The organism is Candidatus Lokiarchaeota archaeon (assembly GCA_014730275.1).
Classification (GTDB): Archaea; Asgardarchaeota; Thorarchaeia; order Thorarchaeales; family Thorarchaeaceae; genus WJIL01.
Window position 1 is genome coordinate 1 of sequence record WJIL01000033.1, and the last position, 18314, is coordinate 18314.

Here is an 18314-nt window from a genome sequence, read left to right on the forward strand (position 1 = left end):
ACGATGTCAAACACAACCCGGTCAGAGAAGAAGAATATCGCAACCATCGCATACCAGTCTACCGAAGCTCTCGGTTATGCCTACGCAACAATCAGGAGATGATCACATGAACCAGAAGAACACAACAAAGAGAACCAACGGACCAAAGAAAGTCATGTCTACTGACGCCATCGCAAATCGGTACTTTGGGAGGTAGAAACGGATGAGTCGAAATATCGAGACAAGCAAGGATTCGAAGCAGCGACCATCCACCAAAGCAATAGCAGACATGTATTTTCGGAGGTAGAATAAATGAACGTCGAGATTTGTTGTTCGGAACAACAAGAGCTGGCAGAAGATCCTGAACAGGACAATGAACCCACCGTAGAGGACGTGCTCGCCCTAGAGGCGACCTAAGCACGTCCATTTTCTTTTTGTTTGCATTTCGAAGCAATTCCTTATCGGAGAGCAATCTCTTTATTGGTGTGATAGTGAGCCTTTGAAGAGGCGAAGACCCATGATTGAGGAGGAAGAGACAACCAGAATCACAGACTACCTTGGAAAATTGGGATCTCGGACTTATTTGATGCTTGGATTATTCTTTGGCACAATCAGCGTAGCACTCGGGTTCGTTTCTTCGCCCTTGGCATTATATCTGCTGATTCTCTCTGCGATTGACCTAGCCCTGCTAATTGTATCTAGTCTGGTCGAGCAGAGAATCAGTCGCCTTTTAGTCGGCAGCGTTTTTGCACTCGCGATATACTATGTATGGTCTCTGCATGCTTCTCTTGCATATGGGTACCACCCCCCTGAACTCACTTCCAGTTTGACTCTGGCTGAACAATACAATGTATATTCTCTCGGCATGCTGGGCCTAGGAAGTATCATGTTCGGAGTTGTTGAAATCGGTATTGAGCAGGTCCAAGGACGTATTTTGCGGGCTATTGGCCTAGCAGTAATAGTACTTGGTTTTCTTGCGATATACTTCGCCGGGAATGCTGCGATAGCACAATCAGAAACAGCTGCCTTCTCTTCAAGCATTTTCTTTTCGATGGTATTTGTGATTCTTTCTTCTGTGGCCTCATTAGCGGATACTCTGAAACATACACTTGACTCCTTAGGATGAGTTCCTACAATATTACACAGCCAGCAATCAATCCGCGCTATCGCTATCATTAAATCTCTGATGTGAACAACGCGTTCTAGTCAGAAGAAGATGGCCCTCATGGTAGAAGATTGTAAATCAGCTGTTGTAGCAAAACCAAATCATCCCATTGAAATTCGAAATTTCGAAATTCCCAAACTTACCCCTGGTTCGGTTCTGCTGAGGGTTGAGCGTGCGGGTGTATGTGGTACTGATGTGCACCTTTGGCATGGACAACTGTCAGGCGTTCCATATCCGCTTATTATGGGTCACGAGGCTGCAGGAACAGTCGAAAAGCTTGGTTCGGATGACATACATGACCTCGATGGAAAGAAGCTCGAAGTAGGTGACCGTGTAACGTTTCATGATGTAACGGAAACATGTTACTCATGCTATTACTGTTTGATTGCCAAAGCACCAACAAAGTGTCCTAATCGAGAAGTATACGGCATCACGAGGGACCCTACAAAGAAGCCCTATCTCTTGGGAGGATACAGCGAATATATGTATCTGACACCGGGTACCAAGATAATCAGTATTCCAGATCATGTGTCTTTTGATGGCATAATCTCGGCGGGATGTGCTCTGCCTACAGCTATACACGCCGTGAGTCGGAGCCCACTCACGCATGGTCATCACGTTGCAGTCCAGGGAGCAGGACCGGTAGGGCTCATGATTATGATGCTGGCGAAGATTTCGGGGGCCGCCTCCATCACAGCCATTGACCAAGCTGAAAACAGACTTGAGTTTGCCAAGGATTTCGTTGCTGATTATTCACTCAACATATCCCATACTTCGATTAATGAACGGACCGAATTCCTGAATGAAATGTCAGGAGGTCACGGACCAGACATTGTCTACGAAGCAACAGGAAGTGCCGCCGCTATTCCGGAAGGAATAGAGCTTGTGAGAAATGGCGGGGCGTATACGATATGCGGTCAGTATACAGATAGTGGAAATATTGAGATAAATCCGCACTTGATGAATCGAAAGCACCTAGATATACGAACAGTCTGGGGCTCAGAAACGGTACATGTTTACAAAGCAGTCAAAACGATTGCAGAAAACCGGAATCGCTTCGATTTTGAGAATCTTGTAACGCACAAGTTCCCACTCGAAGAGGCTCAACAAGCCTTAGAGGCGGTGGAGAAGCATATCCCGATGAAGGCAGTTCTCACGCCACATTCCTGATGAAGGAACTAGGGATTGAAATTTAGAATCCGTTTTTGTACCAAACTGATTAGATCATCAAGAGAAGCCAATTCATTCATTTCTTCGGCGGTTATGAAACACTCAAGATCTCCGTTTCTTTTAACGAGAGCAGATGGGTAGTCCGCCCTATCAAATGCATATTTATCCTCAAATTCGTCTCTATGAAGAAACTCGACTGGATAATCCAAGTCCTCTATGAACGATTTCCATTCACCTTTCATTCCAATGTTTCCATATGTTACTGCACAGAGATTGCATTCATAGGTCTCGGGCGAGACTATCTTATGGACAAAGTCTTTGGCTGTATTTATCAATCCACTGTCAGCATTGTATATGAAAAGAAGCTCAATAGCACTCATGACATTCCCTATCATTTTAAGGAATATAAGATTGAACAAGTAGTAGAAACCAAGAGCCAATGCTTGGTCTTCCCGAATATTTCAGAACAACGGACAGGTCGATAATCTATGGGCACCAATTTGCGGGCTATATGTCCAATCAACAAAATCGAGATTCAGAGTTTATCAGGGAGACGTCTTGCTGTCGATGCACACAATCATCTATTCCAATTCATAACAGCAATTAGAACTCGCAGCGGAGAACCAGTCAAAGACTCGGGGGGGAGATCAATTTCTCATCTTCTGGGTCTACTGCCACGTACAGCCAATCTAATCGATCAGGGCATAAAGCTGGTCTATGTCTTCGACGGACTAATGCCCGAATTGAAAGCCAGAACGCTTGAGGAACGCAAGAGTCTGAAAATCGAGGCAAAGAGAAAATACGAACAGGCAAAGGAACGAGAAGATATCGAAGAAATGCGGAAATATGCAGTGAGAACATCTCGATTGACACCTGAGATCGTTGAGGATTCAAAGAATCTCCTGCAGGCGATGGGGGTCCCCATTGTCCAGGCGCCCGCTGAGGCTGATGCTCAGGCTGCCTATATGGTCAAGAAGAGTGACTGCTACGCAGCAGCATCACAGGATTACGATATGCTCTTGCATGGCACGCCAAGGGTTGCTAGGAACATATCGAAAGCTAGTCGAAAATCAAGAGGGTTAGAACTCATAGTTCTTGACGAGCTGCTGGAGAATCTGGACATTACCCAGAACGAACTGATAGCATTGGCCATGTTTGTGGGAACCGATTACAATCCGGATGGAGTGAAAGGTATAGCTTTCAAGAGGGGGCTGAAACTGCTCAGGAAGAACACTATCGAGGAGGCTTTTCGGAAAGTGGCTCCTGAACTGGAATGGCGTCCAATAGTAGATTTGTTCAAGAACATGGATGTGAATGAGAGCTACTCAGTGAAGTGTAATCCGCCTAACAAAGATGCACTCTATGAATTGCTTGTTGAGAAACATGGCCTCTCAGAAGAAAGAGTTGAGAAGCGAGTAAATCAACTACGACGAAATTATCAAGGTTAGATACGAGGTTCGTTTGCGGAGATTCAGGCAATCTTTGCAATGGATATCGCAAAGGGGTAACTGAACCATTAATAATTCACTTTTTACAAGATACCGGAACCATATATGCCATCAACGAAGGTAAAATTGCATCGCGTAGTATCCTGGCTTCTGGCTCTATTTGCTCTCGCCACAATAGCAACAGGCTATGCGCTCTCTAGAGGGTGGTTACCTCAAGCCTACTATACTGTGTCTCTAGTGCATCGAACCTTCGAGGTTTTCTTTATCGGACTCTTCATTATCCATGCTACTTTAACGCTCAAGTATTACGGAATAAACTGGTCAAAGGCACTTCGTGGAATCAGAGAAGGCAAAGCAAAACAGATTAACTTCTTTCGAGTAGTTCAAAGAATTTCTAGCTGGTTCATAATTGGATTTGCTTTTCTAGTCATTCTCGCAGGCTTGAATGGGCTTGAGTCCTTTGCTATCGGTAGTCAAGGAATAATTCCATTTGCTTGGCATCGCTTCTTCGATTTCTTTCTCATAATTGCGATTGTAGTTCATGTTGCCATAGGTACGAGATTCGCCATGATGAGAAGGCGCATGAGGAAAGATTTGGCCAACGGAATAGTAATCGGACTCACTCTATCCCTAGTTTTTGTTGGCTTTGGCCTGAATATTACAAGGGTTGGGAATGGGAATGGTCAGCAGAATGATAATGGTACACCGGATCCATCTGAAAGTACACTAAGCGAAGTAACCATTGATGGAATAGTATATCGATTCAATAGCACCATTGTAGAAACTGTCCGTCCGGATATATTTCTCCCAGGCAGCTTCTCAATGTTCGATGTACTTGTTCATGTAGCCCAAGATGATGACGTCAATTTAGAATATCATTTCAATTCTTCGATGAATACTCATGTAATAGATTCGCTCAATGGACACGAGCACTGGTGGTACAGGGCGCATTATTCTGGAGGGTGGATGGAGGACAACGTCTATCGCATGGACCACTATATCTACAAAGAGGGGACGACACTTGTCATCTACAAAGAAAATCCAAATCGCATAAGGCGAATCTACTCAACCTATGTGGAGGAAGTGATACGAAATCAGGGAAATGATGGCCAAATCATTATTCCAACAGTAACTATCCAAAGCAGAACCCAGGATCTTACGTTCTATAGTGTGAATGTAACACCACATAACCTTCGCAATGAAACTCTCCAAGATAGCGTCATTACAGGCATAGATGTAATCATGTCGCTAGGTGATCAAGGGAAGCTAACATATGACATTCAATGGTATGAGTCAATAGGAACGGCTGACATTGTAAGAAATTACTATATTGTACGCATCAACGGAGACCGAGCCGCTGGTACATGCGGATTCGTCTATGATTCAGGAAATCGGGACTACTTCGGTTTCAAGGGAAATCACATCCATCTTCCCTCTGATGTTAGGGTATTGAATTCACCTGAATACATGCGCTGGTTTTGGATCTGTCTTTAGTCCAATCCACCGAAGAGGACAAAACGAAAAGATGTGTATGGGATTTAGAACACGTGTACCAATTAATTTCGTTCAGTCTGTTGAACGGGTAAAATCATTTATCCAGTACAGTGTTGGAGAAGATGATGACAGGTCTTACCGTCCATTGGAAGGGTCGAATGGCAACAGAAGAGATTGAATTTGAGCATGCTCACGAACAAATCTTGCTTTCCGATAGGTTGGAAAAGATGAGAGAGGATATTTGGCGCAAAACTGTACAAAAATATCCGAATTCCTATGATGGTGACATCCTCGTTCTTGATGCTATTGCCACCAAGAAACAGAAACTCATGTTACATACAAAGGAAATCAAGTTCTCACGCGTTCTTGTTCTTGAGAAGGTGGGAAAAGGTCTGGGACAATATGGTACAATGGGTCTACAAGTTGCTGTTTTCTCGAACAACCGACAATACCTCTTGTACGGAGAGCGGTCACACACAGAAATGTACTGTCCAGGTCTATACTCCCTTCCAGGTGGTATGTTAGAGGTTAAGGATGCCAAACAGAGCTTTGACTCGGCATGCATGAGAGAGCTCAAGGAGGAGGTCTCGATAGAGGTGAGAGAGGAGAGACACCTTACTGGAATAGTGAAAGACCTTCACTCAAGTGTTGGAATCACGTTGATTGTCGAGGGGGTAGCCAGAAAAAAACCACAGGCGGGAGAACAGGTACATGGAAATGAGGAATGGAGAGAGAGGATGCTAATGTGGCATGATATTGATTCTTTGGCCAGCCTTGGAGAGCCTAAAGTTCTTTCCGGGTTGCTCTTTCTTAAGGAGGAAATTCCTGAAGTTCAATGATATCCAAGATCGCGCCGTCTCGCTTCTTCATCGAATCCCTCAATTTCGGAGCCATCAGCCCGTTTCATACCCATAAGACGGGCAATCTTCGCATAGTCTGGTGACATGGGATACTCCGCTTTCATTGAAAAGCGGGTTGGAATCGATCCAGTTCCCTTCTGTTCTAGACCATGTGCCAGTTCACCAATCTTGTCTGTTGGTGCAGAAAAGATGATTTCGTCATCCTGTGTTCCTGCACGTCCTCGATCACCCCTGCAGGGGACAGCTACATGATAGTCTTCTCTAAGCATTGGAGGCACAACGGCATACACACAGGCTGAATGTCCACCAAGTATACTTTCAACGTCCATACCGTCAGAATATGCAGCTCCGAGGAGGAGCTTCGTTAGCTGAGCGGAATTACAGTAGATAACGGCAACATCAGGCTCGAAATTTGCTGACACAAGCGGCGCCGAAATTACCCCCTTGTACTTGCCAACATCAAACCGTGGAAGATTCTTAGCCCAGTTAGAACCAGCTTCCAGTGATGCTACACCAGTGGGATAGCGATTGTGGCCTTCAAGGAAATACTGGGGTGGCTCTGCAAGACCAAAGCCTATCACAGGCTCGGGACACCACATATCTTCAAACAGCTGCGCCACAGTCATCCCAAATCGTCTTGACAATGCAAAACATTGGCAGGTCGAAATACATGAACCGAATTCCTCTGTTGGACGCTTTGCATTAGTTGGGATTTCAGATTCGTTTTCCAGCATCTTGATTGCTAAAGGATCGCTTATTGGTCGTATAGCCGCTACAATCCGCTTTCCATACGCATTGAATTCGTTCAAGAGAACACCACTATGTATGGCATATCCATGAGCAGCATAAAACTCTGAGGTCTTTCATATCAATGGCAATAGTTGGCTATTTCAGCTCGAAGTAGGGGTCATCAATTTCTTTGATTTCCTCAAACCCGACATCATCCAAGATTTCGGTCATCGCTTGAGCGCCATGTATCCATTCGATGCTCATTTTTCCGTCTTCCTCCCTCAGCACAACGTCAGGCAAATCGCCAAAGAGATTATGATCCGCCTCAAGGACATCCTGGTATGCTCCAGTGAGTGCTACGAGGAAGTAATCCAAGTTGTTTACATCTGTGACAGGAATTCCAGTCGTTGAATTCGACTTCGAAGCGGTCAGAGGTCTAACATCCTTTGTAACAAGTGTTCTGTCCTCGCGCCTTCGGATAACAAAGGGAGAAATTTCGCCATCGCTATCACAGGTCAGATCAGCCAATCGAACAGTTGTAGCTGGTTGCCTATCGTGGCCGGAAATAGGTATTACCGGAAAGTACTGATCCACCAGGACAAAGTCAAAGCAGCTGTTAAAGACACTGAAGTTACCAATAGCGACGTAATCAGGAACAAAAAGCCATTCATGGAGTTCTTCTGGTACTTCTAGGTTTTCTTCAACAACTCGACGTCTAACCAATTGCTTGAACAATGCAACGCGTTTTTCCCGGGTATGTAATTCATCAATATTCCCGGTAGGAGCCGCATGCTTCAAATCAGTCCAGATATCGTATAAGGTTGCAGTATTCGATATCTGCTCAATCTTTTGTCCGAAATCCTTCATTTCTGGACTGCTAGCATCCACCTCTGGAAAGACACTCCGAACATCTACAACTTTGACGATGATTGCGGAAGATTTCGCGGTGACTGCACGGCCAGCTTCAGTCATGATGTCGGGGTGTTTGTTCGCACCCTCTTTCTCACAGACATCTTGAATCGCATCAAGCATCGTATTTACGAAAACAGAAATCGGGTCCTGTTCAAACAGACTCTCGTAATCAGCAGGTACGCCTCCCCCGATGTCTATCGCACGTAGACCTGTCAATCCGCGTTTGCGAAGAGAAAAGAAGACTTCAGCCATGAATTTCCCATAGTCTGCCATATTTTTCTCCAAGTTCGTGAGCTGGGATCCAAGATGAGCATGAATAGCGCGTACATCTTCCCCTAAGGGCGAATCCGCTAGTATGTTAGCCACTTCAATCATATCATGAACAGAAAGCCCAAATTTTGAATCACGACCACCAGAGTGGGACCAATGACCACTCGAGTGGACATAGGGCTTCACCCGTAGTGCTAGCTCAAGCTTCCCGGGTATAAGACAATCGATAGCAAGTTTTGCCTCATCGACACTCTCAAGCGATACCAATACGCGGTGTCCTTGCTCTGCTGCAGCGCGAGCCATCTCAAGATATTCCCTGTCTTTGGTTCCGTTGGCAACAATCAGCCGGCTCTTGTCTTCAAAGACCGCTCGCATGATGAGTAACATCTCGCTTTTGGAGCCCGCTTCAAGGCCGTATTCAACATCAGATTCCAATACAGCAGTTACGCAATCGGATTGTTGGTTCACTTTCACTGGATAAAGCGGAATATAATCGCCATTGTATCCTGCAGACTTCATGTAGGATGAAAATGTCTTTCGTATCTTTTCGACCTGTTCGGTAATCAGCTGGGGAAATCGAACTGTAAATGTCGATGTGTAACCATTCTTTGATTTGTTTTCTTCTCTAACACGGTCTATCAAATCCGGAATGGTGATACTGGCATCCTCAAGCTTAATCTCAAGATCCCCAGCCTCATTGATATCGAGGAAGTCAAGATCTCCGCGGCCTATGCCATGGATGAATTTGGCCTCCTCAGTAGACCACATTACTGGTCCTCCTCTTCCTCCTCAATGAGTGCACCCATTAGACCGTCAAAGGCTCTTGAGAGATCACCAATCTCATCTTTGCGTGAGGTTTGTCGAGAGTCTAGCTTGAGCTCAAGGGGTTCGATTTTGCTCTTGGTGAACTTGGCAACAGCAGCTTTTCTAATTCGATCCATTATCTGATTGAGTGGTCCGGTTACTGTCCCTGCTACCCAATAGCCAACAACACCAGAGATTACAATACCAGCCAGTGCCATATACATAATGCGTTGAATAGTGGTCCGTAAGGTTGTCGAAATACGATTTTCGAGTGCTGGAATCGCTTCGAGTACCTCATTAACTGGCACTACAAGTACGCAAATGTATCCCCCTTTCCCAACGGGTGTGTATACTAGGAGGCGGTCCTCTCCTGAGCGAGTATATTCAAGATACCCATCTTGACCGGATGTTATCTCGCCAATCTGTGGAGTTGTTAGCGTATTTCCTTCAACCTCGGCGAAATCGGGTAATCCTTGCTCATATGCTGAATCAGGTACCTCTTCATGAGCAACAACAAGCCCGTCTTCCTGAATCAACGCCGCATATCCGGTTTCGTATACATCGATATTCAGTACTTGGTCCCTGATGTCGCCAATGGTTATGTCCCCAGCAATAACACCAAGCAATGAGCCACTTTCACGATATACAGCTTTTCCGATGGAGATGAGTAGAACCTGATCAATAGGATCGTAATATGGTTCAACGAATACCATATCCCCATAACCGCCAGCAATTTCTGTATACCAGTAATCTTGTGTCGGGTACCAAGGATCGGTATTTCTATCGGTATCGGAGCCGCCTAGAATGCTGCCTGGGTAGTTGATGAACATGTCATTATCTGCAAAGGTGAAATACAGCCACCTGAACTCAGGAATGCGCTCATGGATGGATTTGAATAAGAAATCCATATTCGATACCCGGCCCAGGCGATCAGCATACGAAGACTCATACGATTCATAATTAGAGCTGTTAGAGCCAGGAATATACCAGCTACTGTAGCTCCAAGATACGTTTATGCCGTAGTCAGGATCATATGCTATATCGTCAGGATGAGGACCGTCAGACGAATACTCGAAGAAGTAGTCATAATACGTCTCTCGTGATTCATAGGTATTATCGCTACTGAAGATGTGCTCGATTTCTTCAGCCATGCTTGCTACCATACCCTCTGCTGTCGTTAGCTTCTGATTGATGACATTTGAGGTTGTTATGCCAGTTGAAAGCATATCATCCCGTGCCTGATTCTTCAAGGCGTCAACACTTTGAGATGTAGTTGTATCACCAATAAGATAGCCAAATCCCATCGAGAAACCGGTTGTCAAAGCTATGGATGCGGTTGTTATCACGAGAAAAGTGACCAGCATGGTTCTCTTGAAGCTTCTACCAGATTTTTCGTTTCTTGCCATTCATATCCCTCCTAGAAGTCTACCTCCGTTCCACCCAGCTCGAGCTGAGCTTGCATCTCGTCCTCGATGCCTTCAAACTTCTGCAATATTCCTTCATCCTCAGTACCAGCCTCGGATACTGGGAGGTATTTAGCTCCTTCAATTCGGTCACACATATCTTGCAACACACGCGCGTATTTGGCACTGCACAAGACACCGATGAGTCTCAACTTGATATCGACTCCCAGCCGGTTAGCAAGCCGAACTATGGAATCCTGATTATAGCGGGTAGAAGAGTTGTCTTCTCCATCGGTCAGGGCTACAACCCAGCGTTCCGCATTCTCTTCGCTAGCAATTCTTTTGAGAGCCATCCCCAAAGCATCAAAGAAAGCTGTACTCCCGCCAAGCTTCAGTGCATGGGCTATCTGCCGTTTTGCTTCGTGGATATCTTGACCTAGCTGGCTCAATGGGCGCAGTTCATTTACGCGGGTATCGAAAGCAAGGACTCCCACACTATCCTGTTCCTGGGCTACGGATTCAACCATACGTTGCGCGCCAGCAACAGCAGCCTGTATTCGTCCACTCTGTCCCATGCTACCGGACTTATCAATGACAAATTCGATTGCTCGTCGCAATTGTCGTCGCACAGTTGAACCAAGTATTCGTTCAGCCTGCGTTCGAACCTCATGACTTGGCTCACCCATATCTTCTAGAACATCAGCCAGCAAGGAGAGAGATCTACCAGCAAGCGGCCACTCTTCATTTTCCTGAGAGATATTTGCCGCTTCGGTCAAATCGTCCCGAGCATCTTCATACATGTCCATTTCATAGTACATTTTTCCTCGATGGTAGTGGACATAAGATTTTGAGCGCTCGTAGTAGGTTTCCTCAAGGATTGCAAGGGCCTTATCGAACATCTCCCTTGCTTCTTGGAGGTTGTTCAGTGCCATCTTGCAAACACCGATTGTATCATACTGATTCGCCATACCCCTCTTGTTGCTTAGCTTTTTGTTGATATCCAATGCTTCCTCCAGATGACTGAGTGCCGCTTCGTAGTTTTCAAGCTTCGGAGACATCTCGAGAACACCGAAATTGTGTTTGACATCTGCAATTCGAACCTGTGCATCTTTCTCTTCCAGAGTGGTTTCGGCCTCATTCAGCATCTCTTCAGCCATTTTAAGTGCCGACTGGTATCGTTCACGTGCCTGAGCAAGATCGCCTTTCTGTCTGTAAACATTCCCTATGTTCAATTCCGCAGCTTGTATGCCCTGCAGCACCTCGAAATCAACACAGAGCTGCTTCAAACGAATATAGGTCTCAAGAGCCAATGAGAGATTGCCGCGGATAAACTCCTTGTTCCCAGCTCGCATGGAGTCTTGCAGATTCTGTATTGCACTCATCGTCGTTTGGAGCTCTGTATACTTCAAATCCTCCAAGGGTACAATTCCCGATAAATCGCCTCTGCTCATATTCAGTAAGACATCAGTTGCCTGTGCCAATGGCCGGGCCATTTCTTCACCGCGTCTAGTCGCATATTTCGAAGACCCGTAGATTACTGCACCAACTGCAGCCACGAGAACAACTATGATTATTGTGCTTTGAAATGTGATAGTATTCATGAGTGCAGTCGCAGCAGCAACAACATCGGATTCTGGTGTAACAGTACACAGAACCATACCTGTTGTTGGTACTTCCTCAAAGGTGAGATACCATGTTTCACCATTCTTTGTGTATTCAACTTGGCCATTGGTGCTTGTGAGAATCTCTGACTTGATGGATTCGAACGCCTGTGCCTCCTCAGAAGTCTCGCTTCCAAATTCGGCCTCTAGTAGGCTTTGACCTTCCGTATCAAAAGATGGATGAGCCACAAGTCCACCAGAATTATCAATCAGGAAGGCATAACCGTTCTCACTCACCTCTTGGGAAAGAACAGTACTGTTGATTGTATCAAGTGTAACGTCAGCAGAAACCACGCTGACTAATGTACCATTATCATATCTAACAGGGCGGCCCATCGAAAGCACTAATCCTGTTGACGGATCCCCATACGGATTGGTAACCGCAACGCTATCGTTTTCGATTGAAGCAGCATTATTGTACCAGTCTTCTTGGTTCGGATCGTAGTCATCACCAGGCCCATACCAATCCAAGAAGTAGCCTAGATTGTCATACGGATAATTCCTGAAAACGTGGTTGTCGCAGATATCTAAGTCAAATCCCATGTATAACCATATGTAGTCACCACTCATCTGATGGAGCGAGCGGAAAACATTGTCCATGTTGGAACTGGTTTCCAACACATATTCCATATCAGCGTCCCACTGAAATGGATCATCCCCGATGTAGTAGTCACGGGGCATGTAGTAGCAGCTCACATCAAACGAAATACTGTCCGAGGCGTATTCTGGAATGGACTGTAGATTTGGGACTGTATATCCTGTCTCACTCTGTTCTCTGTCAGGATCCCAAAAATACGAGTGTTGGGGAGAAGCATTGTATCGTCCGTTGAAGAGATTCTCCGCATACTCTTCCATCATGTATACGCCGTCGAAATACTGCTGTATCCGCTGTTCAACGAAATCAGCGGTATCAGAAGTCACTTTTTCCAGATTCGCCAATTCTTCTTCGGTCAATGCGCCAGCTGCGTCCATAGTATTTTGTTCCGACATGAAATAGACACTTGTCACCATGTATGAAGCAATCAGAATAGCAGCAATGACAACCGAAGCGCTAAGGCCCCGAGTGACCTTTTTTGTTATTGTCCAATTTTCAAACAAGATTAATCATCTCTTCATTTTCATTATGGAGTTAACAATCTCCTCGATTACACGTTTCATCTCTTCTTCCGAGTCGATTTCGAAAGAAGTAGTATCGATAAACTCGCCGGATATTTTACCTTCATTCTGTAGAATCATGAGTGCACGACGAAGGGTAATAGGATCCAGCTCATGGTCAACATCAGGGTCTGCAAGTGCATCCTGCATTTCTAGAAGATCGGCGAGTTCGATCTTCTTGCCCGAAGTCACATTAGATAATGCTGTCCGAATATCAGTTCTTGATAGAGAGGATGCCACAGCTTTTGGTTTAAGCTCCGTAGCTACAAAAACCCGTCCATCTTCGACAAAGTGACCTGACAAGTGTTCCCGCTCTACCATCGTCTGGATATGATTACGAAGATTGTAAACAGCAGGCCGGGGTAATGAGCGCCTGATTTTCCGGTCAAGATCCCGTAATCGCATTTCGTTGTTCAAGGAAGCTGCTGAAAGAATGATTTCACTGATGAATTCATCTAGGTCTTCCTCCAGCTCCTCGAGTTGTGCACCACAGCTTTCACACACGGGAGTTTCTGGTGAAACAGGAGCACCACAGTTCCCACATTTAATGGCACGTCTGTAAACGGTCTGTTTGGTCGAAGTAATCTCTTGAATGACCTTTCGTGTAACTGAGGGTTTCTCTTCACCAGCTATTCGGAAAATCTCTAAAGAAGGATGACGCGTGGCTACTGCCATATATAGCACGTCACTGCGGGGGTGTCGATCCGCATCAATTGCAAATGGGCGTTCAGAAAGATCTATTTCTTTGACGAGATCTCCCGACATATCCCATATCTTTAGGATGCTAGACTTGTCGCCAGTTGCCAGGAGCTTCTCATCAACTAAATCAAGTACCGTACCTACTCGTACTTCCGCATGCAGGTCAATACGTTTGAGTAGATAGCCGGCTGCAGAGAGGATACTGACAGTACCATCACGTTCAATCACTACGACCTCCAATTCGGGGTCATCGGTCATGTTCTCTAATCGTACAACACTTACCGCAGAAGAGAAATCTCGAGTGAAAAGGGTCATATCATCGTTCCATAATGTGACAGAGCTATCTCGGAAAGCTGCTACGAATTCTTCAGCAAGATCTCCATCTACATCTGCTACATCACAAGTAACAGCAGAGCTTGGCTCAGCTATGCGATAAACAATATCACCTTCGTTGCTCATGACGATGATGCAATCTTTCGTTCCAGCAACTATGTCGTCATCACCATCAGCATCAATATCACCAATTGCGACTGTTCGTACTTTCGAGGAGAATTTCCGTGAACTTCTTTCCCGTCCGGTTGGACTGAAAATCTTGAGATTCTCATCATAGTCGAGTGTGTATATTTCTACACCTCGCTGAATAGTCCTTACGAAAATATCGTAAATCAGCGATTCAGTGCCCCTTGATGACGTGCGAGCTATCTCCATTTGTGGTGCACAGTCCCCCCTCTGCATTTTCACATATAAACAATGACCCAAATAAGCCAGTCAATTGCAGGAATCGGAGTGACCAATATCAAAGCTTTATTGAGGGAGTCTACTTTTTCTGGTTTTTTCGATTGATGAGGCAGCATCGGATTTTGACCCAGGTAGCAATCGGAATAGAGAGGGGTTGGAAAGATTTCTGTAAGAATCCGTTCTGGTGGCTGATAGGTGGTCTTGAAGAAGCGGCATAAGTTTGCGTGCGCTAAGAACCAAGTTGTTCCAGTAGGATTCTATAGTTCCCCTTGATAGTTCCAAATTTCGCGGCATTTCTAAGGATACGTCAAATCCATGACGGCCATAGATTGGTATCCAATATGCCATATCAGCAAGTGTAAACAAATGAGCACTGATGCCAGGATACGTTCGTTCTTCGAACATGACATAAGGCCAGTAGGGCTCTCTATCAGGATGGTCATCAGGATTGCCCGAACAGCTTTCTCGTGTAACAAGTCCAAATTCATTGAGTTCCCTGATATGGGGTCTGATTGAGGGGTCAACATAGCATATCCACGAATCAATAGGCGCTGGTTCCAGTCGACGAGAATCCCAAGTCTCATGAGCCCAGTTCATGAAATGATGAGCCCACAAAGTGGTTGGATAGGCTCCTTTGGAAAAACGGATTCTATACCCCTCGAGAAAACCCATGATTGTGTCTGTTGCAGTAAGCAGTTGTTCCCAATATCGGCGGTAGAAATCCAAGGAATTCCCATCGGAAATGCCTGAGAGGGGGCATTTAAGTCGTATATCACCGGAGGGAGTAAGTCCGATTGACCAGGATGCTATATCTGCAATCGTTACCAAGTGTGGTTCAACACCAGGATAGGAATCCCGACTGATCTCAATCCTGGAATCCCTTTTTTCTTTCCCTGTAACCCCCAAATCAATGCTTGTGACCTCAAGACCCCATTCCTCGAAGAATCCGCTTATGGAATCTTTCTCATCAATCAATAATCAATCCCCCGTTCTTTGTATCAATAATCGTATCTCTACGCCATTATGATAACTAGGAAACTAAGATAAGGCATTCGGAGAAGACCAAACAAAGATGGAACAATCATTATAGCACAACTGAGGAAACTATCTTCGCAACTATTTCTCTCGCCAATTGAACTTGTTCGGATTTGAAACCTACATTCCATTTCCCGCTAAAAAGTTCATCAGTAATCGTCAATACTGCTGCAAATTGAATATCCCGAAATGAGGCAATAGCCATCAACGCAGTGCACTCCATCTCAACGGCGATTGCACCTTGCTTCCTGAATCGGGTAATTTTCTCAAGAGTCTCTCGAAAGGGGGCGTCCGTCGTCCAAACACCTCCTTCGTGATGCTCTATGCTATGTAGTGGTTTTCGTAATTCATCAACCAATTTCTTGGAGGTTTCACATCGTTCGTTTGCTGCCAGGTAATGAAAAGATGTACCTTCCTCACGGATACCCCAAGTTGGAAGGAGGATATCTCCAATTTTGCATTCGCCCGTAAGAGAACCAGCATCTCCAACCATGATAACTTGCCGTATGCCAGAAGCAATTAGCGTTTCCATAAGCATTCCCGCAGCAGGAGAACCAAACATGCATTCATAGACGACGAAAGAGTCGTTCATTACCCCCTGTTGTGAGCCTGCTATTGAAGGAGCTTGCTGACTTCCTTCCATGCTCAAGCTGTTCATGAGGCATCTGAAGGCGGGAGAAGCAAAGCACACTATTGATGTGGAAGCATGGAAATCTACAGCATACTGATTTGGTTTGACAACAGATTCTTCGTCTGATAGCCATTTCATAATACTTGAAGCTGAGTAATTTGCTCATTTAGTGTTTGCCGTGGAACTCACGCCTTCCGTTTCTAGGTTTTTCTTTCGAACCAGAAAATATCCAGGGACCAAGCTTAGGAGAAGGAACATCCAAGCAAGCTGCCATCCGATTCTGTAGTCCCCAACTGCTTCTACGAACATCGCAATCAGAATGGCTCCTATAGCAACCTGGCCGAGATTTGAGATGCTGTTATACAGATTGTACATTGTACCGGCTGCCACTACTGGCGAATTATCCATACTGATTCTCATCTGAGTGGCCTCGTATCCGCCATTCACCAGACCAACGGCAAAGAAGAACACCGAAGCAATCATCGGTATGGTTACATCAAGCGCTAGAATGCTTAGGATGACAACCGTGTACGCTAGAGCTGTGATGGGCAATGTCACTCTAACTGCAATTCGATCACCCAGCAACCCAAATACAACTGCACCAATGAACATCCCTGCTGAGAATATCGCAAATACAATACCAATTGTAGTATTGGTGAAGCCCAGCCCTTCCTCCAAGAATGTTTGTAGTATGCTGAGGATAGCAATCCCTGCTCCTGCGAGCATCTGAAACACCATACAGATCATGACATTTCTCTGTTTCAGCACTCCAGTGTAAGTGCTCATAGGAACTCTCTCAAAATCAGGCGGCAAAGGCCGCTCTTCAAAGAGGAGAACAAGAAACGTCGCGCCACTTACGATAAGGCCAGGTACAGCGAATATTTGTACCCAGAGGTTCTGATCCGCCAACACGCCAACCACTACACCAGCTATGCCAACACCCAGACCACGTGAACCCCATGAGACTCCTTGCATAGTACCGCGTCGTTTGGGTGGAGTGATATCCACAGCCAGAGCATCGATTGTGGCGTCGCTCATACTTGTTCCGAGCGAGGCAAGGATCCCTGACACCAATAGCAGTGGAGTAAAGACAGAATGCAATGGCAGAGTAACCCAGCCAATGACCCCAAACAATCCCGCCATGAAGATATACGGTTTTCTTCTGCCGTAGCCGGCCAATGGGAAATTGTCAGAAAGAACGCCAAATACAATTTTCAGATACCACGGCAACCATATGACCGCTTGCACGACAATCCTTTGGAAGGGGCCTACTGACAGATAATCTAAGAATGCTGTCAGGAAGAACAGAGCCCCCATTGCTACTCCTTGTGCAAAATAGAATACACCTTGGATGAGGAGGTAATAGTCTTCCCAAACGTTGTATTGATTGCCATGGACTTGTTCCGACATAAACAGGGGATATCCATAACTCCTACTTAAGCTGTGGGGGAGTATCCTTAACGAATATTAGCACAATACGTCGAAATGGAGTGTGCGATGAACCATGTCTTTACGAGAGGAATCTATTGAGCTCATTCAGGAACTGGTCAAGAACAAGTGTGTTAATCCTCCAGGAAATGAGATGAAATCAATCAAGAGTGTGAATCGCTACCTACAATCATACGGGATTGAAACTGAGATCTTTGAGACTGATACAAATCGGGGTAATCTTCTTTGCACAATTGAAGGTACGGGACAAGGCCCAAGCCTGATGTTGGGCCCAGCTCATGTAGATGTGGTACCTGTCGAAGATCCATCTAAGTGGGAAGTCCCGCCATTTTCGGGTAAAATCGAAGATGGTTGTATATGGGGAAGAGGAACACTGGACATGCTTTACATAGTTGCAACTCAAGCTGCCGTCTTTGCACACCTATATGATGAAGGATTTCAGCCGAAAGGAGATTTGAAATTCCTAGTCGTTTCCGATGAAGAAGCAGCGGGACAATATGGTGCAGGCTATATGGTTAAGAACCATCCAGATAAGGTCAAAGTGGACTATCTGATAACAGAAACCGGGGGGCATCCAATAGGAGAAAACAGATTCGTATTCGCATATGGAGAAAAGGGGGCGACCTGGTTGCGACTGAATTTCAAAGGAGAAGAACAACATGGGTCTATGCCTTTCAAATCGGAGAATGCAGTTGTGAAAATGGCGGAAGCA

Annotated in this window: 15 protein-coding genes; 6 read left to right on the forward strand and 9 right to left on the reverse strand. The window is 45.4% G+C overall.

Annotation, left to right across the window (positions count from 1 at the left end; genetic code table 11):
* Positions 1-496 precede the first annotated feature (496 nt).
* Both GF309_04475 and GF309_04480 read left to right on the forward strand, forming a co-directional pair.
* Complete coding sequence (locus GF309_04475; GenBank protein MBD3158022.1) at positions 497-1105, forward strand: hypothetical protein; 609 nt, start codon at positions 497-499, stop codon at positions 1103-1105.
* Between the two features lie 90 nt (positions 1106-1195).
* The gene (locus GF309_04480; protein MBD3158023.1) at positions 1196-2314 is read left to right on the forward strand and encodes an alcohol dehydrogenase catalytic domain-containing protein; all 1119 of its coding nucleotides are present in this window, start codon (positions 1196-1198) and stop codon (positions 2312-2314) included.
* Positions 2315-2322: 8 nt separating this feature from the next.
* Here GF309_04480 and GF309_04485 read toward each other — a convergent pair whose 3' ends face one another.
* Entirely contained in the window at positions 2323-2685 is a 363-nt protein-coding gene (locus tag GF309_04485; GenBank protein MBD3158024.1) for a hypothetical protein, read from the reverse strand.
* 117 nt (positions 2686-2802) lie between these two features.
* Here GF309_04485 and GF309_04490 point away from each other — a divergent pair, with 117 nt between their 5' ends.
* The 3 genes from GF309_04490 (at position 2803) to GF309_04500 (ending at position 6095) form a co-directional block, all read left to right on the forward strand.
* Positions 2803-3762, forward strand: a complete 960-nt coding sequence (locus tag GF309_04490; protein ID MBD3158025.1) for a flap endonuclease-1 — start codon at positions 2803-2805, stop codon at positions 3760-3762.
* A 126-nt stretch (positions 3763-3888) separates the two neighbouring features.
* The gene (locus GF309_04495; GenBank protein MBD3158026.1) at positions 3889-5256 is read left to right on the forward strand and encodes a hypothetical protein; all 1368 of its coding nucleotides are present in this window, start codon (positions 3889-3891) and stop codon (positions 5254-5256) included.
* A gap of 122 nt (positions 5257-5378) precedes the next feature.
* The gene (locus GF309_04500) at positions 5379-6095 is read left to right on the forward strand and encodes an NUDIX domain-containing protein (protein ID MBD3158027.1); all 717 of its coding nucleotides are present in this window, start codon (positions 5379-5381) and stop codon (positions 6093-6095) included.
* On the opposite strand, the gene GF309_04505 is transcribed toward GF309_04500, so the two are convergent.
* From GF309_04505 to GF309_04540, 8 genes are all read right to left on the reverse strand, one after another.
* On the reverse strand, positions 6089-6925 hold the full coding sequence (locus GF309_04505; GenBank protein ID MBD3158028.1) for a hypothetical protein: 837 nt from the start codon (positions 6923-6925) through the stop codon (positions 6089-6091). The two genes, GF309_04500 and GF309_04505, sit on opposite strands and share 7 nt — an antisense overlap.
* Positions 6926-7001: 76 nt before the next feature.
* Positions 7002-8795: a hypothetical protein gene (locus GF309_04510; GenBank protein ID MBD3158029.1), complete on the reverse strand. Its 1794-nt coding sequence runs from the start codon at positions 8793-8795 to the stop codon at positions 7002-7004.
* Positions 8795-10237 carry a HAMP domain-containing protein gene (locus GF309_04515; GenBank protein MBD3158030.1) on the reverse strand — a complete coding sequence of 481 codons (1443 nt, stop codon included), beginning with the start codon at positions 10235-10237 and terminating at the stop codon, positions 8795-8797. The genes GF309_04510 and GF309_04515 overlap by 1 nt, the downstream gene beginning before the upstream one ends.
* A gap of 11 nt (positions 10238-10248) precedes the next feature.
* Positions 10249-12993, reverse strand: coding sequence for a tetratricopeptide repeat protein (locus GF309_04520; protein ID MBD3158031.1), 2745 nt, complete (start codon positions 12991-12993; stop codon positions 10249-10251).
* A gap of 6 nt (positions 12994-12999) precedes the next feature.
* Entirely contained in the window at positions 13000-14457 is a 1458-nt protein-coding gene (locus tag GF309_04525; protein MBD3158032.1) for a hypothetical protein, read from the reverse strand.
* Positions 14458-14553: 96 nt separating this feature from the next.
* Positions 14554-15462: a hypothetical protein gene (locus GF309_04530; GenBank protein MBD3158033.1), complete on the reverse strand. Its 909-nt coding sequence runs from the start codon at positions 15460-15462 to the stop codon at positions 14554-14556.
* 109 nt (positions 15463-15571) lie between these two features.
* A complete protein-coding gene (locus GF309_04535; protein MBD3158034.1) occupies positions 15572-16291 on the reverse strand; it encodes a phosphorylase in 720 nt (239 codons plus the stop codon).
* Between the two features lie 24 nt (positions 16292-16315).
* Positions 16316-17563 (reverse strand): MFS transporter, encoded by a 1248-nt coding sequence (locus GF309_04540; protein ID MBD3158035.1) that lies wholly within the window; start codon positions 17561-17563, stop codon positions 16316-16318.
* A 94-nt stretch (positions 17564-17657) separates the two neighbouring features.
* On the opposite strand from GF309_04540, the gene GF309_04545 reads away from it, so the two are divergent.
* The coding region (locus GF309_04545) for a M20/M25/M40 family metallo-hydrolase (protein MBD3158036.1) at positions 17658-18314 on the forward strand (657 nt) is incomplete at its 3' end.